This is a genomic window from Fibrisoma montanum (assembly GCF_003583365.1).
Classification (GTDB): Bacteria; Bacteroidota; Bacteroidia; order Cytophagales; family Spirosomataceae; genus Fibrisoma; species Fibrisoma montanum.
Genome location: NZ_QXED01000014.1, coordinates 63830 through 87699 on the forward strand (window position 1 = coordinate 63830; position 23870 = coordinate 87699).

Sequence of the window (23870 nt, forward strand, 5' to 3'; positions counted from 1 at the left end):
CCAGGTCCTACTCAGGCAATCGTGCGTACCACACCCCCATCGACCCGAACGGCGGCTCCATTGGTAGCCGATGCCAGCGGGCTGCTGAGGTACACGACCAGATTGGCCACTTCGTCGGTACTCGCAAACCGCTGCAGGATGGACGTAGGCCGGGCGTGCTGAAAAAACTCTTTTTCGACCTGGGCTTCGTCTTTTTGCTGCTGCCGGGCCAGGCTGCGAATAAACTCCCCAACCCCTTCCGAGTACGTCGGGCCGGGCAGCACGGCATTAACCGTTACGTCGGTGCCGGTGGTGAGTTCGGCAAGCCCGCGCGAAATGGCCAGTTGAGCAGTTTTCGTGGTGCCGTAGTGAATCATCTCGGTGGGAATATGCAGCCCGGATTCGCTGGAAATGAACAGAATCCGGCCCCAGTTCCGCTGGAGCATCCGGGGCAGGTAGTGCCGCGCGAGCCGCACCCCACTCATGACGTTGACGGTAAAGAACCGAAACCAGTCTTCGTCGGTAATGTCGACGAAATCTTTGGGCTCAAAAATGCCGACGTTATTGACCAGGATGTCCACCTCGGGTTCCTGCTGAATCAGTCGGTCAATGTCGCCGGTCTGCGCAAAATCGACCGCTACCCCACGAACGACGGCTTCGGGCTGCTGCTTCTTAAGCTGGTTGATAGCCTCCTGAATCCGTTGTTCGGTACGCCCGGTAATGATGACCGCGGCTCCTTCGGCCACTAACTTTTTGGCAATGGAAAAACCGATACCGGCTGTTGAGCCAGTTACTAACGCTGTCTTTTGACGAAGCTGCAAGTCCATACGTCTGTTGGGTTGATGGTTGTACAGCTACCACCCGCGGTGGTAACCCCTGCAAAGGTCGCTATCTGGCCGATACCGGCGGAACAGTACACTCGGTTTATTGAAAAAGCGCTGACCAGTTCGCGAGTCAATCCATGTGCTGCTGAATGACTATACTCGGCTCACCTCCCGCTGGCCATCTGTTAGCGTTTGTTACTTCTTGGACACCTGTAGCCCTCTGTGCCTTGCACACAGGAATCCTCAAACGTTAAAAACCCCGGCCATTGTGGTCGGGGTTTTGACTGTTGATCAGACGTAGAAACCGGGTATTAGTTTACCCGTAGCTTCTGTCCGGGCCGGAGCTTTGATCGGGCCGAGATGTGATTCTTGCGGGTCAGAGCCGAAACCGACATGCCGTAGCGGCTGGCAATGGAACTGAGCGTTTCGCCCGATCGAACGCGGTGCAGTACGGTCCGTTTAAAGCGCGGCTTGGGGCTGCTGCTGACATCGGACGTCCGCCCGCCCCGCAGATAATCCCAGACCGAACTGGTCAGCAGGAAGTGGTCGGAGTTGATGGTGTTGGCAGGAAACGTATAGATAGTGAGGGGGCTGAACGGATTCCCTTCGTAACGTACTTCGTAGTGCAGGTGCGGACCCGAGCTGCGGCCGGTGCTGCCGCCCAAACCCAGTTGGTCACCAGCCTTAATGAGCTGGCCCACTTCCACCGTTTGCTTGGACATGTGGCCGTAGAGCGTTTCCAGGCCATTGTAATGCCGAACCAGTACGTACCGACCGTAGCCACCACCGTCCCAGCCGACTACCCGCACGATACCGTCGAAACTGGCGTAAACCGGATCGCCGGTTTCCAGATCGAGATCGGCACCGGTATGCCAGCGGCCCCAGCGAAAGCCAAAATTAGACGTGAGTTTACCTTCGTTCAGGGGAGCCGACCAGTAGCGATTCGCCGGTGGGTCGTAGAGCTTGATGTCGATTACCTCGTCGAATTCGAGGGGATTTATGTTGTAGGGGTCGATGTGGCGGGAATCCCAGACGGCGTAGTAATCGGCAATTTTAACCCATTCGTCGCCAACCAGTACGGAGTCAATGACTTCTACCACGCTGGTCTGACCCTGGTCGATCATGCTGGTATCTTCGCTGACGACCGGGTTAAGTTCTTTTTTCGGTTCAAACTGGCTGTTGAAGCGAAGTTGTGTTGTTTCCTGTTCAAAAGGGCCATCCGCTTTTTGAGGCTGATCAACGGCCGGTGCACTGGTGTTTACCTGATTCTTGGGTGTAATGCGCAGATTATTTTTAAATCGCCCCCGTTCCTGCGCCTGGGTTGTCAGAGCAAAGCTCAGGCACCCGATGGCCAATAGCCAGCGTACAGCCATTTTTTGCATCATCTCATAATAAGGGTTTACGGGTAAAGGGGCTCGATTGACTGGAACCGGGCCCCCTTAACCGTAAACCGTTGGTTTTTGGTTAGTGAACAAGTTGTTCCTGCACTTCGAGCGTCACTAAGTAACGCTCGGCATCCAGAGCCGCCATGCAGCCGGTTCCGGCTGCCGTGATGGCCTGGCGATAAATGTTGTCCTGAGCGTCTCCGCAGGCAAAGACGCCGGGAATATTCGTTCGGGTACTGCCTTTTTCGGTCAGGATGTACCCGTGGTCATCCATATCGAGGTAGTCCCTGAAAATGTCGGTATTCGGTTTATGACCAATAGCTACGAAAAAGCCCGTTACGTCCAGAATGCTTTCTTCGCCGGTCTCCACATGCCGTACCCGGGCGCCGGTCACCTCCTCGTCGCCGAGAATCTCCAGCGTTTCCGTATAGTACAGTATTTCGATGTTTGGGGCCGTCTGTACACGTTGCTGCATGAACTTCGACGCCCGCATTTCGCCCCGCCGAACCAGCATGTATACCTTCCGGCAAAGGTTGGCCAGGTAGCTGGCTTCTTCGGCGGCCGTATCGCCCGCGCCAACAATGGCTACGTCCTGCCCCCGGAAAAAGAACCCGTCACAAACGGCACAGGCCGAAACGCCCCGGCCATTCAGCCGCATCTCCGACGGCAGGCCGAGCCACTTGGCCGACGCTCCGGTGGAGATAATGACGGTGTCGGCGGTAATTTCGTGCGAATCATCTACGATAGCCCGGTGAGGCCGGTCGCGGCCGGGCTGGTCCGAAAACTCCACCTTCGTTACCATGCCGTATCGCACATCGGTGCCGAACCGGCGCGCCTGATTCTCAAGATCCTGCATCATCTGCGGGCCGTTCACCCCGTCCGGGTAACCAGGAAAATTATCAACTTCGGTGGTAATGGTTAACTGACCACCAGGCTGGGCTCCCTGGTACAATACAGGTTTCATGTTAGCACGCGACGCATAGATCGCTGCAGTATAGCCGGCGGGTCCGGAGCCGATAATCAGGCACTTAACGTGTTCGGAAGTCATTGCAGAAGGCAATAAGTTGTCTGACAAATGAATAAGCCATTCGCTAATAAGGGATGGCTTAAAGACAACATACGCAAAATTGAAAAAATTCTCCCACGAAAGCAAAGAGAGTCTTAATGTATGATACAGTATAGGTAGTATGTAGTGTACGGTATTGAAATCACCGGCTACACAGTTTACACCAAACCGCTTGGTTCATACACGTCCTATTAAAGCACCCGCCATTCGATGCGCCGGTTCAGGCGTCGGTTTTCGTCGCTGGTGTTGGGCGCAACGGGTTTGGTTTTACCGTAGCCGATGGCTTTGATCCGGCCCGGGTCAATGCCGGCTTTGGTCAGGTACGTGACCACCGACTGCGCCCGTTTCTGCGATAACGTGAGGTTGGCAGCCGCATCGCCCCGGTCGTCGGTGTGGCCCGCAATCTCAATCCGCATGGTTGGATTGGCGGTCAGGAAGGCCGAGAGCCGGTCGAGTTCCGTGCGCGATTTATCGGCCAGATCATAGCGCCCTGACTCGAAAAACAGGTTGTTCAGCGTTTCTTTGCCGGCCGAACCAACGGGTTCGAGGGGGACGCTCAGCGCCATCCCTTCGCCTTTGGTTTTCTGCGTAAAATCGAACGACAGGCTCTTGAACAGATACCCCGGCACGCTCACGTACAGCGCGTACTCACCACCGCTCGGCAGGACAGTCGTGTACTGACCCGTCTGCTCGTCGGCCTGCACCCGCGAGATGACCTGGTTCGTGCCAAGATCGATCAGTTCGACGGTGGCTGCCAGTGGTTTTTTTGTCCGGGCATCGGCAACGGTGCCTTTCAGGAAGCTGACGGGCCTGACCCGCTCCCGCAGCGGTTCGGGCAGGTCGAAGACGTAGAGCCGGGACTTCTGCGAAACGCCATCTTTCTGCTCTTCAAACGAGTAGTAGGCCCGCCGACCATTCGACGATACGAACAGCGACGCCTGGTCTTCGGACGTATTGATGGGATACCCGAGGTTGGTAGGAGCCGACCAGCCGGAACTGGTACTGTCAGCAACGAACAGGTCGTAGCCCCCCATGCCAATGTGTCCGTCTGACGCGAAGAACAGGCTCCGGCCATTGGCGTGAATAAACGGCGAGGCTTCATTGAAGGGGGTGTTGACCTTGTCGCCGATGTTGACCGGCTCGCCCCAGGTTCCGGCGACATCGATGTCGCTGCGCCAGATGTCGCGCCGGCCCTGGCCACCCGGCCGGTCGGATACGAAATACAGCCGCCGGCCGTCGGCCGAGAGGGAGGGCTGCGATTCGTAAAACCGGGTGTTGATGGTGGGGCCGAGGTTATTGGGGGCAGACCACGTAGTACCGGTTTTATGGGATACGTACAGATCGCAGCTCCCGAAGCCTTTGCGCCCCTGGCAGGCCGTGAAGACCAAGGTGCGTCCGTCGGCCGAGAGGCTGGCCGTTCCTTCGTTGTCGGGGGTATTGATGTCCGAAGACAACGAGACCGGAGGAGACCAGGTTTCGCCATTGAAAGACGATACGTACAGATCCTCGTCGCCTTCGGGTTTGAGGGCCGTAAAGACCAGCGTCTGCTCGTCGGCGGTCAGCACCGGGAAGTACTGGGAAGGCGTCGTGTTCAGAACGGGCGAAACTGGTTTGGGATCGACCGGCTGCGGGTGCTGCAGGGCTTCCTGACCAAACCGGGCGCCTTCGAGCAGCCGGGCGATTCGCTTGCCCTGAACGGACTCATCCGGAAACAAACTTTTGTATTTTTCGAGGTAAGCCAGGGCTTCCTGGTACCGACCCAGCCGCAGCAGAATGTTGCTCAGCGACTGATAAGCCGCGCCGGTTGCCGGGTTGTCGGGCTGGAGCCGAACGGCATCGCGGTAAGACGCAATGGCCGGTTCGAAGCGTTTCGTGAACTCGTAGAGCTGGCCGAGCTTGAGGTGCGCATCGAGGAAGTTCGGGTCGCGTTTGATGGCTTCCTGCATGAACGGAATGGCTTCATTGGCCTTCCGCTGCCCGAACAGTTTGATCGATTGGTCGTATAACTCTTTGGCCTTCTGGTTCTGAGCGAAGGAGGGAAGAAGAAACGGAGGAAAGAGAAAGGGGAGGAGGGAGAAAAGAAGAATGCTTACCCATTTTCCTCTCGTCCCTTTCCTCCTTCCTCCCTTTCCTGCTTTCTCCTTTTTCAGGGTATGTCGAGATACTTGTGCGTCTGCAACGATATTTGCCATTGCGGATTACGTTTTACGTAATCAACGATGCGCGGTAGCATTTCGTTTGAGCGACCCCATTCGGTTTGCAAAAACAATCGACAATCGGGCCGCAGATGCGGGACGAACGACTCGGCAAACGCGAAGTCTGACTGGTTGTAGATGATGACTTTCAGCTCGTCGGCCCGCTCAAAAATTGCCGGGTTCGGCTTCCTGAACTTCTTGGGCGAGAAACAGATCCAGTCCCAGGAACCCGTTACGGACTCACAGACGCCGGAGGTTTCAATGTTGGTCTGGAAACCGGCCGACTGCAGGGCCGCGGTCAGGTTGGTGAGGTCGTGCATGAGCGGTTCTCCGCCCGTGACGACCGCCATGCGACCCGGATGGGCCAGGGCTTCGGTTACAATCGTGTCGATGGTACGTTTAGGGTGGACGTCGGCATCCCACGACTCTTTCACGTCGCACCAGTGGCAGCCGACGTCGCAGCCGCCGAGCCGGATAAAATAAGCCGCCCGACCGGTATGTGCCCCTTCTCCCTGCAGGGTGTAAAAGGCTTCCATCACGGGCAGTACGGTCTGGTTTATAGTCTGTTGTTTCTGTTCGGTAGTCATTGAAAAAACGTACGGGTTTTGAACCCGCTGAAAAACAGGACAAAGATACGACATTGCCGGGTTGCGGCCCGTCTTTGCCGGGGTAATTAAGCGGAATCTATGCCGGGTCTCCTCCGGCAATTGTGTACCTTTGCGGCAAATTTTATGTTCATGTTCCGCGGCCGTAACTACGCTTTATTCGTTTTCTTTTTTCTTTTTCCGTATTTGGTTTGGTCTCAGACGACTTCGGTAATCATCCGGCTGCAGGAAACAAATCGCCGGCCCCTCATAGGCGCAACCCTCCGGCTGACCGACCGGGCCGATACGACCCGCCACCTCTACGCCCTGTCCGATACGTCAGGAACGGCTGCTTTTCGGGTTGCGCCGGAGAAACACTACGGTCTGCTGGTAACGTCGGTCGGCTTCAAACCCCTGCGGAAACTGATTCAGCCGGGGCAGACCAACGTAACCGTAACGCTGGAGCCGGACAACGTAACGCTGCAGGCGGTATCGGTCGTGGCGGCCAAACCGCTCGTGAAGCAGGAGGACGACAAAACCATCGTTGATCCCGAACCCATTGCCGCTACCAGCACGAGCGCCTACGAGATTATGGAAAAAACGCCGGGTGTCTTTCTTGACCCCGACGGCAACGTGTACCTCAGCAGCACATCACCGGCCACGATTTACATCAACGGGCGGGAGCAGAAAATGAGTGCGGCCGACATCGCGTCCATTCTGAAAAGTCTGCCGCCCAACAGCATCGAACGCATCGAGATTCTCAGAACCCCTTCGGCCCGGTACGACGCCAGCGGTACGGGTGGCCTTGTCAATATCGTGCTGAAGAAAGGGGTTAAGCTGGGGCTGACGGGATCGGTCAACGCGGGGGTGAATCAGGGGCGGTTCGGCAATCAGTTTGCGGGGATCAATCTCAACAATACCCAGCATGGACGCACAACGTATCTAAACCTGAATTACACCAACCGCAACAGCTACGAGCAGGTGCAGAGCAACCGCCGGTTTGCACCCGATACGGCGTTGACCCAGGATGCGTACACGACGTATCCGGCGCAGATTGCCTACGTCGGCTATGGCGTCGGGTTTGAGCTCTCGCGGAAGTGGGATCTGAATTTCGACGGACGGTTTTCGTGGAATCAGGCCAATTCAGAGGCCGTCAATGAAAACACAATCCGTCGGCTCAGCACCGGCCGGGTGCTGTCGGATAACCTGAACGAGGTCGACAACCGAAACCGGGTGCTGTCGTTCAGCCAGGGCGTCACTACACGACTGAAGCTGGACACCATCGGTTCGGAACTGACCACCGACGTATCGTACAGTTTCATCGGTACGCGTGGTGTCCAGAATTTTTCAACGCGCTACCTCCAGCCCGAACGTCCCGGTACGCTGGGCGACGGCTCGTTCGTTAACCAGCGGCACCTGCTGGCGGCTCAGGTGGATCTGAAATACAAGTTGCCGGCTGCGATCACGCTCGAATCCGGGGTGAAAACAACGGTACAGACCTTCAGCAGCGACGCGGCTTATTTTACCGTAGTGAACCAGATCCGCCGGCCGGATCAGAGCCGAACCAACCGCTTCGATTACCGGGAAAACATCAACTCGGCCTACGTGCAGGCGTCACGCCTGTTCGGGTCGATCTTGTTGAAAGGGGGCGTTCGGCTGGAAAATACGAACATGGATGGACAACAGCGCCTACCGGCCGATACGTCGTTTCGGATCAATCGTACCGATCTGTTCCCGTACGTGTATCTGAGTCGGCGCGTAGCCAAAATCGCCGGCTACGAATTGCGGAGTTATCTGGTGTACCGGCGGTCGATCACGCGCCCGGCCTATGATTACCTGAATCCGTTTGCCCGCTACGTCGACCAGTATCTGTACGAAACCGGGAATCCGGCGCTGCGGCCGCAGTTCACCGACAATTACGAAGCGAACATCAGCGTGGAAGATCGGCCCATCTTTGCCCTCGGCCGGAACTACACCCGCGACATTTTCACCAACGTAGTGTACCAGGACCCCGCCAACCGGAGTATTGCCTACCGGACGTACGACAACCTGGGCGTAAACCGCGAAACCTACTTCCGGATTCTGGGGGCGATTCCGCCCGTCAACCGCTACTTTTTCGTGGTCGGGGCGCAGTATAATCACAACGACTACACCGGCGTGTACGAAAACAGTCCGCTGAACTTCAGCCGGGGCAGCTGGTCGTTCTTTACGTTCCATTCGTTTAAAATCGACAAACGCTCGACGGCTACGATGAACGGCTTTTTTCGCACCCGCGGGCAGCTTCAGTTCTACGAGCTGAGCAACTTCGGAGCGCTGAACCTGAGCGTCAACCGGAAATTCATGCAGGACAAGCTGATGATCACCCTGGCGGCCAACGACCTGTTGTTCACCAACTACTACCAGTTCGTTCTGAAGCAGGGGAGCGTTACGGCCGATGGCCTGCGCCGGAACGACACGCGCCGGTTTGGGGTAACACTGCGCTATAATTTTGGCCTGCGTAAACGCGAAGAACGGATGAATATGTTCAACGTCGAACCACCCACGCAGTAGCCCGGCCGGGGGTGTCCGGGAGTGGGCAGGAAGAAACAAATCCCGCCCGTTGCCCGCTTTTGATCGACGTACGCCCCGGCAATGGACGCCGGCTATGTCAGAACCGCTATTTTTGTGCTATGCTCCAGTCCGTACGTACTTTTCTGAATCAGCCGCTTGCCGAAGACTTCAGCCTGAAGAATACGATTCGCGAATCGCTGCTGGCGAGTCTGTACGTGTTCGGTTTTCTGGTCCTCCTGAACCTCCGGCAATTTGACTGGGAGCTGGTAGGCGGGGCATTTCTGCTCGGAGCTGGCTGTTTCATGGCGTCCCTGTCGGCCAATTGGTTGGCCCCCCGATTATTACCGTCGTGGTATGATGAAGAACGCTGGACGGTTGGCCGGCATATTCCCCACACGCTGTTTGTCCTGCTGTGCATCAGTGTCACTAATCAGTTGCTATTAACGGTAATGGGCTCGGGCAAACCGCCTTTCTGGCAAATGTATCTGTACGTAACGCTGATTGGGTTCTTCCCCATAACGCTGGGGGTACTGGCCGCCGAGCGCCGTCGGTTCGCCCGCAACGCCACGCAGGCCCTGGCGGTTAATGCGCAACTGGAGCGACGACAGGAAAACCGACCGGCGCTTTTGGACCAACCGCAGCCGACCATTACGCTGCTGTCTGACACCGGTAAGGAAAAGCTCAGCCTGCACCCCGATCAGCTCGTTTACGTGGAATCGGTCGGCAACTACATCGATGTGCACTGGCTGAATCTGAACGCCCCGCAGAAGACGGTGTTGCGCAACACGCTCAAAGAGGTTGAAGCCGTACTCCGCGAGTATCCCCAGTTTTTCCGCTGCCACCGGGCCTTTATCGTGAACCTGAAAGCGGTGAACTGCACCGAAGGCAATGCCCGTGGCTACCAGCTTACGCTGACCGGCGCTGCGGTCGGGATTCCGGTCTCACGCAGCTACCTGGATGCCTTCGATCAGCGCATGGCCATGCTGACGTAGCCTTCCCATTCATCCCAGAAACGGTCTAAATACCCCAAAATCGGGCGTTTTGTCCCTTCCCGTTTGTCAGCTATCCCACCCTATTGCGAAGGGCAGGCCGGCCGCCGATGTTTGTATCAACGATTCGCTGACGCAAACACAATTCGGCTATGATACGCATCTACTCAATCGGGCTTATTCTCCTCACAGCGCTGCTGCTGTTGCCGTTTACGGTCTTTGCCCAGAAGATCCGTGTGCAGGGAACGGCCACTTACAACGGTATTCGCCCGCTGCCCAACGTGAGCATTTCGCTGGACGGTTCATACGACGGCGCCACTACCGACGACAAAGGCCGGTTCACGTTTGAGACGGAGGAAAATGGACCGTTTAAACTAATTGCGCGAGTCGCTGGCTTTGTCGACGTAGCCCAGCCAATCGAACTAAACGGCGCTACCACTGTGGTTGCTACCATCGTGTTCACGACGAAAGCCGTTACGTTGAATGACGTAACCGTCCGGCCGCGGCTGTTCGATCTGACTGATAAAAACAAGTACACGGTCATGAGCCCGCTGGACGTATTGACGACCGCTACGGATGGCAATATCACGTCGGCGCTCAGGACTCTGCCGGGTGCTCAGCCCGTTGGCGAGAGTGGCGACCTGTTCGTGCGGGGTGGGACCGGTACCGAAACCAGGGTGTACATTGACGGTTTGCTGGTCAATAACTTTACCTACAGCAGTCCGTCCAACATGGCCGCCCGCAGCCGCTTTGCGCCCGGCATGTTCAAGGGCACGTTTTTCTCAACGGGCGGCTACTCAGCTCAATACGGGCAGGCGCTCTCGTCGGCACTGGTACTTGAAACCGAAGATCTGCCGGTGAAAAGCAGCGCCGAACTGACCCTGTCGCCGGTCATGGCCGGCGCAACCCTCGAAAAGCTGAGCCGTGACAAGAAGACTGTCTACGGGGGAGGAATCAGCCATACGAGCCTGCGTCTGTATAATTTGCTTGCACCGGCTACGGTTTTGTTCACTAAAACGCCCCGCTACTGGGACGGTAACGGGTTTGTCCGGCGGCAGTTCAGCAACGGGGGGATGCTCAAATTTTTTGTCAACGGTGGCCTGAGTGATGTCGGTCTCGACCGGCCAAATCTGGACTATGAGGGTGTGGTCAACAACATCCGGTTGACTAACCGAAATCTGTATACCAACCTGACGTACCGCCGGAACCTGAACCGTGGCTGGAAGTGGCAGGCGGGGCTTTCCTACAACTATAACACCGATCTGACCAACGTAGCGGCTCGCGTTGACGGGGGCTTGCGAGCCGATTCGCTGGTCCGGCAGGCCGATCGGTCGGCGCTGTGGCAGGCTCGTAGTGTAGTTTCCAAACTGATACTGGCCCGCACCCGCCTGCACGTTGGTACCGAGCTGCAACGGGTCAGTGAGCAACGCAATGACAGCCGCAACGTCGACACCTTCCTGGCTCAGTTTGCCGAAACCGAATCGTACCTGACCGACCGGCTGTCGGCGCGGATTGGGCTGCGGTTCGAATACGCATCGGTGCTGCGGAAAGCCAACGTAGCGCCCCGGCTGGCGCTCGGGTACAGCACCGGAACAAATGGGCTGCTGTCGGTGTCGTACGGCCGGTTTTATCAAAAACCGGAGCGGCAGTTCCTGTGGCAGACCACTGATATAGGCTACACCAACGCCGATCATTACATTGCCAGCTACCAGCAGCTTGCCAACGACCGGACGTTTCGGGCTGAGGGTTTCTTTAAACGGTACAACCACCTGATCCGGACAACGCCGAACCTGGATAACGGCGGCTGGGGCTACGCCCGCGGGGTTGAGGTTTTCTTCCGCGACAAGAAAAGCATCAAAGGGGTTGATTACTGGCTGTCTTACTCGTTTCTGGACACGAAGCGGCTGTTTCTGGACTACCCAACGGTCGTACAGCCGTCGTTTGCCGCCCGGCACACAGCCTCGGCCGTCGTGAAGCGCTTTTTCTCAGCCGTTCAAACCAATATTGGCCTGTCGTACACCTACGGCTCAGGTCGCCCGTATGTCAACCCAAACCGCCCGGTCGAAGCGTTCATGACCGATCGGACCCCGCCTTACCATAACCTCGGCCTGAGCATCGCCCACCTGATGAGCGTTCGGAAAGCCCAGTCGGTGCTGGTTCTGACGGTCAGCAATGCGCTGGGTAACCGGCAGGTATTCGGCTACACCTACTCAACCCGACATCCAGAGCGCCGGGAAGCCATTGTGCCTACCAATAACCCTTTTGTGTTCGTCGGCCTGTTCGTCACCCTCGGTGCCGATCGTCGGCAGGAAATCATCAATAGTCAATTGTAACCATAAACTCAATCCATTTTATAACCATGAAAACGCTTGTCATTACCCTGATTAGTCTTGTTTTGCTGGCTCATGCTACGTTGGCTCAGAGCGATAAGTACCAGAAAGCAATGGAAAAGAACCTGGCCCAGTTTGATACGGCCCGCACCGTATCGTCGCTGCTCGGCCTGATGAATACGTTTGAACGAATTGGCTCCGTCGAAAAGGCGCAGTGGTTGCCTTACTATTACGCCGGAATGTGCGCTATGAACCTGGCCAACAAGGAGAAAGATAAAAACCAGATCGACAGTTGGGCCGATAAAGCCGAAAGCTTCGCCAGCCGGGCCGACTCGCTCAGTCCGAACAATTCCGAAATTTCGTGTCTGAAAGCGACCATCCACTTTGCCCGTATCAACGTCGACTTCATGAGCCGCGGACCCAAATATTCGGCCCTTGGTGCGGAGGCTTTACAACAGGCGTTGAAACAGAACCCGAACAACCCCCGTGCTATGGTTGTGCTGGCGCAGTTGAAACGCAGCGCCCCCGAAGGCTTTGGTGGCGACAAGGCGATGGCCTGTCAGTTGGCGGCCAAAGCCGCCCGGATCTTTGAACAGACCCCGACGGGTAACCCCATTAATCCAAAGTGGGGCCAGAACAGTGCCCAGGCCCTGCTGAAAAAATGCGAAGAGCCGACCGCGCAGAAGTAACCGAAGGGGCCGGCTCCTGTTCGGAGGGTGGCCTGGACCACTTCAGTATTACTGGAATGTAGTTGCAACGAAAAAACGTGAGCGATTCCAACGGTTTAACAGTTTCAGGAGTCATGCCGTAGGGATCGCTCATGCCATGAAAAATATATTGGTTATTCTGATGGTCATAGTCATGGAGGCATGCCACCCCGGCGACGGAGCGGAGTGCCTGCCCTATGTGGGGCGAGTGTACGGTACCGGCTGTAGCGCCGTAGCCGTTAAAGTCCTTAATAAAGAGGTCAATTCGAGGATCCCGACAGGTCAGAATGCATTTGAGAATAACGTCATTGAGCTTATAGGAATACCAGACACTGTACGAGCCGGCCAAACGTTCTATTTTGACTTCAGAGATGTTCAGCCACAGGATGAGGCTCCTCCCTGTCAGGCTATTTTTGCAGCCGCTTCCCGAAAAGTTGTGCTGACCCGGTTTGGTTACACGCGCTGTGACATCCCGTGATTCTCCGCTGCTCAAACAAACCGCTTTATAGAATTTCGACCTGGCGACTGAATGGCAAGGTGGCTTCCCTATTAGTCTATTTAAACAGCATACTGTCTTCGTCTGCACGTTTTACGGAGGCTATTGGGAAGTTGCCTGATTTTTCTATCATCACAACTAAATTGTATGAAAGCGTCCTCCTTTTTGCTACGTTACTGCTCCGGCAACCCAGCAGTAACGTTCTCAATGGCTCTTCATTGACGGACAGTAAATAGACCGTTATCGAACTGTCGGGTCAGCCAATACCGGATTGCAGACAATCAGTTGTGCTTAGCAACGGCGATACGGTAATAGTCTAACTGCGTGGTGGGCCAAAACCGCAGTCCAGAGGTAGTGTCTCAGTGTAAATTTCAATGGCATTGCCTGCATGATCTGTTAGCGGATGCGACTAACCTATTCGGAATCGCATTCTGAAGACAGCGTGTGATTTGTACCTTTTCCAGACGAGTTCTGTGACTGATGTGTTTGTTGCAAAAGTCCGTTAGCCGCTTAATCGAACTGTTCTGGCTGCTAGTATATGACCAAAAAGTACTTACTCTTGAGTCCAGTGGCTACCTGAACAAGCAAACCTGAAACTTTTGCAACAGTCACTGGCATCATAATAAGCTATGGTAATGGATACTTGGAAATATAGACCACACCCCGGCCCTGTTTACTGTTGCAAAATGAGAAAGGCTCACCCGTTTTGCCACCGCGACCGCAAACAGCATCTGTACCGGCCATGTATAGCCGTTGCTTGCTATCCAGGTACAGGCTATTCAACTGATGAAGCAGAGGAAGATCAACTCGACGCCCATCTAAAGTAATCACCCCAGGTGTTTCAAAATGACCAGTTGTAGCAGTTGGATCCACGAAGACCCGATTAATTCTATACGTAGTTCCTGTAGACGTCGTTACAGGATTAATCAATAGTCTTTTGTCGATTGGTTGACCTGATCGAGGTTCATCGAGCAAAGGATTCCGCTTTGTGTACCGTTGCCACGTTTGGCCATCGTCCAAACTGTAGTTATCAGCATGAATTAAGATTTGTTGATAGTAGTCTTTTGGCGTTTGATTGATCAGCCCAGTCATGGTGAATAGGGTATCCTGATTCTGGACGATACCGAACATACCATTTGACTGCTGATAAACCTGCTGCCAGTGCTTGCCTTTATCCGTTGACCGGAAGATTGCAAATCCAGTCGTTATGAGTAACGTTTTGTCCCAGTCTCCCCACACTCCTTGAATTTCTTTATCCACTGGAGCTTTGAGCGTGTACCAGTTTGGGTATTCGGCGAGTACGGTGTCGTGCTCAGGATCGACGATGTCAGATGGAGCCTTTTTACAAGACAAGGCTAGTAGAAGGAGACTACAGCAGAGCAGAGTTTTCATAATCGTTGATTCTTGGTTTTACTGCTTCTAAAAGGCAGTGACAGTAACTTTTACTATTTGACTTAACTAACGTTCATGCTGTCAATCTACAAAAGCCTCAGAACTACTTGCTCATACAACTACTCAGACTGAAAGCGAGTATTTGCGAAATTCGACGACCGCCAAATCAGTTCGGGTGAGTGGCGGACAGACTTTTGCAACAGCCACTGATGTTATGTAAAAGTAATATAAAAACAAAAGCTACGCTGTTACAAAAGTGATTAGCCTTGGTTTTATCTAAATGATCTCTTACAGATTAATTGGCTCTTATTATGAAGCAATGTTTGAATACCTTGGTACCTCTTCTAATCATACTAGGTGCTTGCCAACAGCAAGAAAAAAATCAGCAGTTAACCATAAAGGGCCTCTTTGCAGATTCGACTGGCAAGCCAATTGCCAATATGCAGGTTTTGTTCGTTGAAGAAAAACCAAATGAGCACTTTAACCCTTTCATACCAAGTACTGTTGTTGCTCAACATGTATTACGTTCTGACTCAGAAGAGCGTTTTTCTCAACCAGTTAGCTGGCACTCGGGTGTTTTCTTCACGGTAGCCTCTTATCCTGATTCCGTTGCCCCCTATCTAATTGTTAGCTGCTCAGCCGAGACGCAAGGTAATACGTGTCGAATAGTTCCTCCCTTTCCTACTACTGTAAGCCTTACGGTTCGACGGTTTAATTAGACCTCTGAAATTTGTTGTACAAGTGGCATTAAGTTGGGTAAGTGATCAATATTTGGTACCAGAGCTGCTTACGATAATACCTGTGTTATGATAGATGGGATAGATACTGGTAGTAGATGAGATTAACTTTGTATGCAGCCTAACAGGGTTAAAGGCTTCTCCACAAGCCTTTTGGAACGCATTAATATCTACTATATTCCTTACCCTTACATCAGCAGAACGCTTCTCAAGTGCTCTGATTAAACTTACAATCAGTCTGGCGTTGTCTCGACTAGCTTTACAAATAAACAGATCGACACCGCTCTCTAACTGATAATACAGGCCTATCAATTCAGTATTCAAGTCACAACTGGTAAGCTGCTTTGTTTGCTTTTTGGCTCCCAGCAAGACCATACAAGCCAGAGTGATAAGTCCCATTAAGAACAGAAGATGTGTCATCAGGTCTGCTTCTAAGATTCGTTGTAACGCCATGGGTCGTTTTGTGGATTAATGAATTTGTTATATAAACTAACGATATTAATAAAACGTCCTTAATTGTCAGATTATCACGGTCGTTGACAATTTTTTACAATAATAAACTATGTAGCTGTTCAAAGTGAAACATTACCAGTCCGGAAACTGACAATTAGCCTAAGAATCGCTTTTGGTTGATCTACCCGCACAAACACTACCTTTGCCGGGTTAGTTAACCCAAGCATGAATCGACGCCTACTTGCAGTCTGTATACTTTGCCCCTGCCTGGCCACCGCCCAGGATAGTCTTTCCACTACGTCGCCGGTCAATTCGCAGGGCCGACTGACGGACGATACGCTCCATCTGAACGAAGTGACCGTGACGGGATACGCCACGAACCGGCGTCTGCTCGAAACGGCCGCGTCGGTGGGCCTGCTGACAGCCCGGGATCTGAACCGCCGTTTTGGTACGCCCACGCTGGTTCCGGCGTTCAATACGTTGCCGGGGGTTCGGGCCGATGAGCGGTCGCCGGGGAGTTATCGGCTGTCGATTCGGGGGAGTCTGATCCGTTCGCCGTTTGGGGTGCGGAACGTAAAGGTGTACTGGAATGAACTGCCGCTCACCGATGCCGGTGGCAATACGCCCCTGAATGCGCTGGATGTCCGGTCGCTGGGTCGGGTTGAAGTAATCAAAGGGCCATCGGGAAGTCTCTACGGGGCTGGTACGGGCGGCACCGTCCTGTTTGGCGGTCTGGCGGTACCGGCGGGGCGCTCGTCGGTCGAGGTGTCGGCGCTGGGTGGGTCGTACGGGTTGTACGGCAACGGTCTGACCTTGCAGACGGGTAAAAACAACGCGGCTGTTTCGCTGAGCTACAACCACCTGCAAAGCGATGGCTACCGTGAGAACAGCGCCCTCGTACGGGACAACATCAGTCTGGTCAGTTCGTTCAATGTCAGTCCCAAACGCACAATTTCGATGCTGGGCTTCTATTCGGACCTCTATTACCAGACTCCCGGCGGACTAACCGAAGCGCAGTTTCGGGCCAATCCCCGGCAGGCCCGTCCCGGTACCCGCGTTACGCCCGGCAGTGTTGAACAACGGGCGGCCATTTATCAGAAGCTGGGCTATCTGGGCGTTTCGCAGGAATACCGCTGGAACGACCGCATCCAGAATACGACGGTTCTCTACGGATCAATCACCGACTTTGCGAACCCATTCATTACCAATTACGAACGCCGGGCCGATCAGGGCCTTGGTGGGCGCACAATCACCCAGGTACGTTTCCCGAACGGACCGCTGCCCACGACACTGACCATCGGGGCCGAATACCAGCGTAATTTTACCGTGACGCGCAACTACGGCAACCGGCGCGGCACTGCCGATACGCTACAGACCGACGACGAGCTGCGGGCGCAGCAGTCGGTGGTTTTTCTGCAAACCGAAACCACGCTGCCCGCCCGGCTGCTGCTGACGGCGGGCCTGAGCCGGAACGAGCTGCGCTACGATTTTACCCGCTTCTCAATCCGACCCGTATCGCCCCAGCGCCGGACGTTCGATCCGGTTTGGCTGCCCCGGGTGGCGTTGCTGCGTACCTTCGGTCCGAACGTATCGGTGTTTGCCAGCATCAGTACGGGCTATTCGGGGCCGACAAGCCTGGAAGTGCTGTCGTCGACCGGCCAGTTTAATCCGACGCTGGAGCCGGAGCGGGGCGTCAACTACGAAGTGGGAGTCCGTGGGTCAGCTTTGAGCAGCCGACTGCGGTTCGATGTAGCGGCCTACCAGTTTCAGCTCCGGCAAACCATCGTCCGGCGGTCAGCGGATAATGGTGCTGAGTTTTTTGTCAACGCCGGGCGCACGGATCAGCAGGGGCTGGAAGCACAGCTATCCTACGACTTTGTAAGTCCGGTTTCAAGGTCGTCGTCCCTGTTTTCCCTGCTGCGGCTCTGGCAAAACGTGAACCTGACCGACTACCGCTTCCGGAACTACCAGCAGGGGGCCACCGATGTTTCCGACAAGCGGGTGCCCGGTATTGCCCCCACGACGCTCATCAGCGGGTTTGACGCCGAACTACGGCTGGGATTTTACGCCCACCTGACGTATCAGTTTCTGAATCCGTTTCCCCTCGATGAGGCCAACACGGCCCAGGCTGATCCAACCCGGTTGCTACAGGCCACGGTCGGATTCCGGCGCACGTTTGCCAGCCGCTGGACGCTCGATCTGTACGCCAGTGGTGATAACCTGCTGAACCAGACCTATTCGCTGGGCTACGACCTGAACGCCTTTGGTGGCCGCTACTTCAACGCGGCTGCCCCCCGAAACGGCGTGGCCGGTGCGCGACTGCGTGTACGCTGGTAGATGGTTACGCGGATCGGGGCCGGTGCTTCGTCAGCGCGAGTCGCAGGCTGAAAACCGCCAGCAGGAGGGTCAACGGCGTAAACGCGAGTTTCTCAAACTCATTCAGCGAAGCTAGATTGGCCACCGTGTTGACCGCAAACAACCCAGCCATCAGCCACAGTGCTATATTGATCAGCAACGGCAGAAAGTTGACGCGGAGAAGTCCGGCTCGTATGGCGACAACCACCAGCATGAAGGCATTTATGGCGATGGACGTCAGTTCAAAGCGTACCATCTGCGTATCGGAGGTCAGGCGGCCACCCCAGACGATGGTGTAAGGAATAACGTGCAGCAGAACCAGCAGGTGAAAGACAATAACCAGCGACAGCACAGCCAGCAGGCCGTTGGCTGCGAACCGTTCGGAAATAAGCGTTTTCATGAAAAGCAGACTAACAACAGCTCTGTAGCGTGTTGTGGTCGTCAAAAGTAATGCCGGACGGCAGGCCTACAAAAATCCGACCCACCGATGGGCGGTGGGTCGGATGAGCGAACGAATACTGCCTTAAGCGGCTACGTCGGCCGTAGTCGGGTCGATGATCGTTGCTACCTCAGCGACCGAATTCGCCGGGAAGCCACCCTGTTCAGCGTGTTCGCGGATCATCTTTTCGTTGGGAGCAATGTATACGCAGTAAATTTTGTCGCCTGGTAAGCAGCTGTGCGTCACTCCGTTTGTCTGTACAGCTCTCGAAAATTGCTACATAAAACAAGTTGACTATGTACGTATTTATAATAGAAATGGCCGTTAATATCATGATTAACGGCCATTTTCGGAATACTACCTATGATTTAGTTTACCCTACCAACCTGGATTCTGTTTGATATTTGGATTTCGTTCAATGACCGTCGTTGGAATTGGAAACAACCGGAATTTCGGATCCGCGATGCGACTACGGTCAATGACCAGCTTTGGTCGTTCCGCTTTGGTAGGAACTGCTCCCACCGACGCCTGTGACACCCGTTCGATGAAGATGTCATAAAAGCGCAGGCCATCAAACCACCCGTGCGCTTCCATAACCAGTTCCTTCCGGCGCTCAGTGTACAAGGCCTGGCGGAACCGCTGGTAGTCCAGACCCGTCAGGTCAACCTGCGCATCGGGTGAAGTAATGCTTTTTCCAAACGCCCGCCGACGTACCCGGTTAATCAGGTCGTACGCTTCCGCATTGGGACCTTTGTTCACCTCGTTCAAAGCTTCGGCCAGCATCAGCAAGACGTCGGCGTAGCGCAGCACAATAAAATTAGGCTCCTCTTTGTCGAGGTCGGCGGTTCTGTTGAAGTCAACGTTCTTGCGGAAGCCGGGGGTATCCTGCGGAAAACCGTTGGCAGTTGGGTTGGCCGGGTCAAACTTAACCACCTGCCCGTTCCGCAGAAACTGGTTGTCGAACGTAACGTCTAGGCGGGTGTCGCCCGGGTTGTACGATTTATAAAAATCCAGTTCTACGTTCATCGTCTGGAATGAACTAGCGTAGGTGTTGCCCGTGTTGGCCGTTGAAATCTGCCGGGTCAGCCGCCCACCCAATCCCGACGTACGCGTCAGCTGAATATCGAAAATTACCTCCGCATTGTTTTCGTTGGTTTCGTAATCCCAGAGTTTGGCGAAACTGGCCTCCAGCGCGTGATCACCGTCCGTGATGACCTCCCGTAAGGTCGTTACGGCCTTTTGGTAGTCGTCTGGCTGCGCCAGTCCGGTAACGGTGGCACGGGTCAGGTAAACCTTTCCCAACAGCGTCTTGGCCGCACTACGGCTCGCACGACCTCGGTCAGCGGCTCCGTACGTTTTTACCGAAGGTAAATTGTCCTTGGCAAACGTCAGGTCTTCGATAATCTGCTGATAAACGCGTGATGCCGGTGCGGCTTCCACCTGCAGGTTATCGAGGCTGCGGGTTTCAGTAAGCAGCAGAGGCAGATCCCCGTAAAGCCGCACGCCGTTGAAATACGCCAGCGCCCGCAAAAAACGAGCCTCCCCTAAAATCCGCTTTTTCAGCGTTTCGTCCATGGCGATGCGGGGCACGTTGTCCAGCACGGCGTTGGCGCGGTTGATAATCTGATAGGTGTTCTGGTAGATTCCACTTACATCACCGACGCGAGTATTCCAGGTATCCAGCCGTCCAAAATCCACCGATTGGTCCCATAGGATGCTGGTGACGGCTTCAGTCGGCAGTTCGTTTATGGCCAGCATATTGTAGCCATAGTAGTTGCCGTCGTTATCGTAGAATTTCTTGTAAACACCATTAACGGCCGCCTGGGCATCTTTGGCGTTGGCATAGAAATTACCCGGCGACAGGAAGCTGTAGGCTTCTTCTTCCAGGAACTGTTCGTGGCAACTACTTAGCGACAACATAGCCGTGAGCGCCAGAAAGGTTGATATTTTTTTCATGCTTAATTGAATAGATGGGTCAAAACTCGACGGTTAGTCCCGCCATATACGTCTTAGCCAGTGGGTAAGCGCCAAAATCAATGCCCTGGTTGATGGTGGATTGGCCCCGGTCGTTCACTTCAGGATTGTAGCCCGTGTATTTGGTGAACGTAAGTACGTTCTGCGCGGCTACGTACACGCGGGCCTGCTTAAGAAAGGGTTTATTCTTAACCGGCAGGGTGTACCCTAACCGAATATTACGCAACCGGAGAAACGAACCGTCTTCAACAAAGAAATCGACATACTCATCAGCCGTAGGGGTGTTGTTGTAACCTGAACCACCGATCATAGGCAGCGTGCCGCCCGGATTCTGGGGGCTCCATGAGTCGTACAGCGTGCCCTTCGCTAGATTGTGGCGGCCCAGGGTCGCGTACAAATCCCGTTTGGTTGCGTTCAGCACGGAATTGCCATATACACCCTGGAAGAAGAAGTACAGTTCAAAGTTTTTGTAATTAAAGGTATTGTTCCAGCCGTAGATAAACTTGGGAGCCGGGTTGCCCAGAACGGTTCGGTCGTTTCCGTCCAGCTTGCCGTCGCCATTAACGTCTACGTAGCGAACATCACCAGGTTTGGCCGTGGGTTGTACCGAGGCTTTCACGTCTTCCGCTGTTTTGAAAATACCCGCCGTTTTGTAGCCGTAGAACAACCCAACCGGCTCGCCAACCTGCAGCATATTGCCTCGCCAGCGGTAATCGAACGTGAGCAGCGGGCCAAATACCTGATTCACCGTTGATAAAGCCAGCACTTTGCTGCGGTTGGCCGACCAGTTCAAATCCGTCCGCCAGCGCAGTGGGCCATCCAGTACGTAGCCGCCCAGCGTTAATTCAATGCCCTGATTCTGAATGTTGCCTACGTTTCCCTGCGTCGACGAGTAGCCTGAGTTAAGGGGTAGGCTGATGTCGAAGAGCAGGTCAGTCGTTTTCTTGAAATAGTAATCTGCCGTCAGCGAAAGCCGGTCATTGAATAAACTCGCATCCAGACCGATATCTGTTTGCGTGGTCGTTTCCCACTTCAGGTCAGGATTCCCGATGGCGGTGGGCGTCAGACCCGTCACCCGTTGTCGGTTAAAGGTGTAGTCAGAATTAGTAATGCGGGTCAGCGAGCGGTAGGGACCAATTTCCTGATTACCGATCTGACCAATACTGGCCCGCAGTTTCAAGTCGCTGATGAACCGAACCTGCTTGATAAACGGCTCTTCGCCCAGTTTCCAGCCAAGGGCCAGCGACGGAAAGAACCCCCACTTGTTATTCGCTCCGAAGCGGGATGAACCATCGGCCCGCGCCGATAGCGTAGCCAGGTACTTGTCTTTGAAGATGTAGCTGATGCGGCCCAGGTACGACGCTAGTGACCAGCGGTTTTTGGACGAGAAGATGCCCGGTCCACCCACCTGTGTTCCGGCCCCGATGTTTTCGAAGCCGAACGCGTCCGTCACAAAAATGCTGTTCGACATCCCGCGGAATTGCTGCGTCCGCTGCTGAAGTTCGTAGACACCTGTCACAGTAAGCTGGTGCGCCCCAAATGTTTTGTTGTAGGTGAGCTGATTGGTATTGATCCAGCTGTAGGCCGCCGTTGTTCCAATGGAAGCTGAGCCCTGGGCCGTCAGGTCGCGTTCTCCTTCTCCCGCGAAATAGTAATCCCGCTCCCGGTTATCAATATCGGTACCGAGTGTCACCCGCAGGTTTAGCCCATCCAGGATGCGAAAATCACCGAATATGTTTCCCAGAATACGGTTTGAGGTCGTCAGGTCCGTTGTCGATTCAATGAGCTGAACCGGGTTCGTCCGGCCAAAGGGCGACATAGGGCTGGGTTCGTCTTCCCGACGCGAATAAAGCCCGTTGTTGAGCCGAATGGGCAGGATGGGCAGGTATTGCAGCGATGCGTGTACCGCTCCCGCATTGGCGTTACCCATTCCTCCGTCCACAATCTGGTTGTTGAGTGTCCGGCTCACCGTCAGGCTGGTGCCCGCCTTGAAGCGGTTGCTGATCTGGGCATCGAGATTCGTACGCAGGGAGTACCGCTTAAAATTCGACTTCTTCACCACGCCATCCTGATTAAAGTAGTTACCCGAAATAGCGTACTGAACCTTTTCGGAACCACCCGAGAACGAAAGCTGGTAGTTCGAGATGGGAGCCGTCTGGAAAATCTCCTTTTGCCAGTTTGTGCCTTCGCCGGTCAACAGGGAGTTCCAGTCAGCCTGGTTATTGAATGTCGGGATGGTCTGGGGCGTATAGTACTGGGGTTGGCCAAGATTGGTAGCCTCCTGGTTTAAAAACTGAGCAAATTCCCGACCGTTCAGTACGTCGATGGTCCTGTCAACCTGCTGCACACCATGATACACGTCCAGATTTACTTTACCCTGACCGGCCTTTCCGCGCCGTGTCGTAATCAGCACGACGCCATTGGCCCCGCGAGACCCGTAGACGGCCGTAGCCGACGCGTCTTTCAACACCTCAATTGATTCAATATCGTTCGGGTTCAGCGACGCCAGTGCGTTCGGGGAGGTGCGATAACCACCCAGTCGGCCGCCCGAGGGATTGGCTTCGTCGTTATTGTTGTAGATCGGAAAGCCGTCAACCACGTACAGCGGTTCGTTCCCGCCGTTAATGGAATTGCCTCCGCGAATGCGCACCGAAATACCACCGCCCGGGGCCGAAGACGCCTGCGTAACCTGAATGCCGGCTGCCCGCCCCTGTAGACCCTGCTCCAGCGACACGGTGGGCATCTGCCTGATTTCATCGGCTTTAACGGTTGATACGGACCCGGTCAGATCGCTCTTTTTAACCGTACCGTACCCAACGACCACCACTTCGTTCAGCGATTTGATGTCCGTTTCCAGTTGAACGGTCAGGTTGCTGCGAGCGCCAAGTGCGACCTCTCGCGTTAGGTAGCCGATGTACGAGAAGACCAGCGTCGCATTCGCCGACGATTCTGGCACATTCAGCGTAAACCGGCCTTTGCTTTCGGTTGTAGTACCGGTTGACGTATTTTTTAATACGACCGTTACGCCCGGTAAGGGTTCGTTGTTGGCATCAGTCACCAGTCCAGTGACCATTCGGCTTTGGCCCAGAGCCCAGTTCGACAAGCCTGTACATGTCAGTAGTAAAACTAGACATCTACCTAAAAAAGGGTATTTGTTCATCATGTTTATTTTATACTTTTTCTATTTTGCTGGTTTGTGAAATTCGGGCAGATAACTCATCTGTATGGGGTAAAGACTTTGCCGGTGGACAGAAACGTATTTCTAAGCTAGGGCCATTTATGGCGCTCCGCAATGATTTTTTAGTTAGAAAATAAGATTTTTTTTACTTTAACGTTGCCGAAAACGTTAAAGCCCGTTACCGAAAAAGTACTCTGCTTTGATGCAGTTGAAGATTCTGTGTATATTTCCGTCTGG

General features: G+C 54.5%; 16 protein-coding genes. 5 read left to right on the forward strand and 11 right to left on the reverse strand.

The genetic code is table 11. The annotated features are described in order from the left end of the window. Positions 1 to 11: 11 nt before the first annotated feature. From DYU11_RS30100 to DYU11_RS30120, 5 genes are all read right to left on the reverse strand, one after another. Positions 12 to 806: an SDR family NAD(P)-dependent oxidoreductase gene (locus tag DYU11_RS30100; protein ID WP_119671460.1), complete on the reverse strand. Its 795-nt coding sequence runs from the start codon at positions 804 to 806 to the stop codon at positions 12 to 14. Positions 807 to 1114: 308 nt separating this feature from the next. Next, positions 1115 to 2188, reverse strand: a complete 1074-nt coding sequence (locus tag DYU11_RS30105) for a peptidoglycan DD-metalloendopeptidase family protein (protein WP_374756014.1) — start codon at positions 2186 to 2188, stop codon at positions 1115 to 1117. 79 nt (positions 2189 to 2267) lie between these two features. Next, positions 2268 to 3236 (reverse strand): thioredoxin-disulfide reductase, encoded by a 969-nt coding sequence (gene trxB / locus DYU11_RS30110; protein WP_119671461.1) that lies wholly within the window; start codon positions 3234 to 3236, stop codon positions 2268 to 2270. Positions 3237 to 3445: 209 nt separating this feature from the next. Continuing rightward, the gene (locus DYU11_RS30115) at positions 3446 to 5446 is read right to left on the reverse strand and encodes an OmpA family protein (RefSeq protein ID WP_119671462.1); all 2001 of its coding nucleotides are present in this window, start codon (positions 5444 to 5446) and stop codon (positions 3446 to 3448) included. Next, on the reverse strand, positions 5401 to 6036 hold the full coding sequence (locus tag DYU11_RS30120; RefSeq protein ID WP_119671463.1) for a 7-carboxy-7-deazaguanine synthase QueE: 636 nt from the start codon (positions 6034 to 6036) through the stop codon (positions 5401 to 5403). Before DYU11_RS30120 ends, DYU11_RS30115 begins: the two co-directional genes overlap by 46 nt. Positions 6037 to 6240: 204 nt before the next feature. On the opposite strand from DYU11_RS30120, the gene DYU11_RS30125 reads away from it, so the two are divergent. The 4 genes from DYU11_RS30125 (at position 6241) to DYU11_RS30140 (ending at position 12591) form a co-directional block, all read left to right on the forward strand. Continuing rightward, on the forward strand, positions 6241 to 8583 hold the full coding sequence (locus DYU11_RS30125; protein ID WP_229366122.1) for an outer membrane beta-barrel protein: 2343 nt from the start codon (positions 6241 to 6243) through the stop codon (positions 8581 to 8583). A 119-nt stretch (positions 8584 to 8702) separates the two neighbouring features. Then, entirely contained in the window at positions 8703 to 9575 is an 873-nt protein-coding gene (locus DYU11_RS30130) for a LytR/AlgR family response regulator transcription factor (RefSeq protein WP_119671464.1), read from the forward strand. A 149-nt stretch (positions 9576 to 9724) separates the two neighbouring features. Then, positions 9725 to 11905 (forward strand): TonB-dependent receptor, encoded by a 2181-nt coding sequence (locus DYU11_RS30135; protein WP_119671465.1) that lies wholly within the window; start codon positions 9725 to 9727, stop codon positions 11903 to 11905. A gap of 26 nt (positions 11906 to 11931) precedes the next feature. Beyond that, a complete protein-coding gene (locus tag DYU11_RS30140) occupies positions 11932 to 12591 on the forward strand; it encodes a tetratricopeptide repeat protein (protein ID WP_119671466.1) in 660 nt (219 codons plus the stop codon). Between the two features lie 1141 nt (positions 12592 to 13732). Here DYU11_RS30140 and DYU11_RS30150 read toward each other — a convergent pair. Both DYU11_RS30150 and DYU11_RS30155 read right to left on the reverse strand, forming a co-directional pair. Continuing rightward, positions 13733 to 14497, reverse strand: a complete 765-nt coding sequence (locus tag DYU11_RS30150; protein WP_119671468.1) for a beta propeller repeat protein — start codon at positions 14495 to 14497, stop codon at positions 13733 to 13735. Positions 14498 to 15261: 764 nt separating this feature from the next. Further along, positions 15262 to 15687: a hypothetical protein gene (locus tag DYU11_RS30155; RefSeq protein WP_119671469.1), complete on the reverse strand. Its 426-nt coding sequence runs from the start codon at positions 15685 to 15687 to the stop codon at positions 15262 to 15264. 225 nt (positions 15688 to 15912) lie between these two features. On the opposite strand from DYU11_RS30155, the gene DYU11_RS30160 reads away from it, so the two are divergent. Further along, positions 15913 to 18024, forward strand: coding sequence for a TonB-dependent receptor (locus DYU11_RS30160; protein WP_119671470.1), 2112 nt, complete (start codon positions 15913 to 15915; stop codon positions 18022 to 18024). Between the two features lie 4 nt (positions 18025 to 18028). Here DYU11_RS30160 and DYU11_RS30165 read toward each other — a convergent pair whose 3' ends face one another. From DYU11_RS30165 to DYU11_RS30180, 4 genes are all read right to left on the reverse strand, one after another. Then, positions 18029 to 18442: a hypothetical protein gene (locus tag DYU11_RS30165; protein ID WP_119671471.1), complete on the reverse strand. Its 414-nt coding sequence runs from the start codon at positions 18440 to 18442 to the stop codon at positions 18029 to 18031. Between the two features lie 123 nt (positions 18443 to 18565). After that, complete coding sequence (locus DYU11_RS30170; RefSeq protein ID WP_119671472.1) at positions 18566 to 18727, reverse strand: nickel-binding protein; 162 nt, start codon at positions 18725 to 18727, stop codon at positions 18566 to 18568. A gap of 132 nt (positions 18728 to 18859) precedes the next feature. Continuing rightward, the gene (locus tag DYU11_RS30175) at positions 18860 to 20437 is read right to left on the reverse strand and encodes a RagB/SusD family nutrient uptake outer membrane protein (protein ID WP_119671473.1); all 1578 of its coding nucleotides are present in this window, start codon (positions 20435 to 20437) and stop codon (positions 18860 to 18862) included. Between the two features lie 19 nt (positions 20438 to 20456). Further along, entirely contained in the window at positions 20457 to 23528 is a 3072-nt protein-coding gene (locus DYU11_RS30180; RefSeq protein WP_158600396.1) for a SusC/RagA family TonB-linked outer membrane protein, read from the reverse strand. Positions 23529 to 23870: the final 342 nt, after the last annotated feature.

Coding starts and splice junctions, on each gene's coding strand:
- DYU11_RS30100 (WP_119671460.1), bottom strand. CDS start 806: ATGGACTTGCAGCTTCGTCAAAAGACAGCGTTAGTAACTGGCTCAACA.
- DYU11_RS30105 (WP_374756014.1), bottom strand. CDS start 2,188: ATGATGCAAAAAATGGCTGTACGCTGGCTATTGGCCATCGGGTGCCTG.
- trxB (WP_119671461.1), bottom strand. CDS start 3,236: ATGACTTCCGAACACGTTAAGTGCCTGATTATCGGCTCCGGACCCGCC.
- DYU11_RS30115 (WP_119671462.1), bottom strand. CDS start 5,446: ATGGCAAATATCGTTGCAGACGCACAAGTATCTCGACATACCCTGAAA.
- DYU11_RS30120 (WP_119671463.1), bottom strand. CDS start 6,036: ATGACTACCGAACAGAAACAACAGACTATAAACCAGACCGTACTGCCC.
- DYU11_RS30130 (WP_119671464.1), top strand. CDS start 8,703: ATGCTCCAGTCCGTACGTACTTTTCTGAATCAGCCGCTTGCCGAAGAC.
- DYU11_RS30135 (WP_119671465.1), top strand. CDS start 9,725: ATGATACGCATCTACTCAATCGGGCTTATTCTCCTCACAGCGCTGCTG.
- DYU11_RS30140 (WP_119671466.1), top strand. CDS start 11,932: ATGAAAACGCTTGTCATTACCCTGATTAGTCTTGTTTTGCTGGCTCAT.
- DYU11_RS30150 (WP_119671468.1), bottom strand. CDS start 14,497: ATGAAAACTCTGCTCTGCTGTAGTCTCCTTCTACTAGCCTTGTCTTGT.
- DYU11_RS30155 (WP_119671469.1), bottom strand. CDS start 15,687: ATGGCGTTACAACGAATCTTAGAAGCAGACCTGATGACACATCTTCTG.
- DYU11_RS30160 (WP_119671470.1), top strand. CDS start 15,913: ATGAATCGACGCCTACTTGCAGTCTGTATACTTTGCCCCTGCCTGGCC.
- DYU11_RS30165 (WP_119671471.1), bottom strand. CDS start 18,442: ATGAAAACGCTTATTTCCGAACGGTTCGCAGCCAACGGCCTGCTGGCT.
- DYU11_RS30175 (WP_119671473.1), bottom strand. CDS start 20,437: ATGAAAAAAATATCAACCTTTCTGGCGCTCACGGCTATGTTGTCGCTA.
- DYU11_RS30180 (WP_158600396.1), bottom strand. CDS start 23,528: ATGGTCACTGGACTGGTGACTGATGCCAACAACGAACCCTTACCGGGC.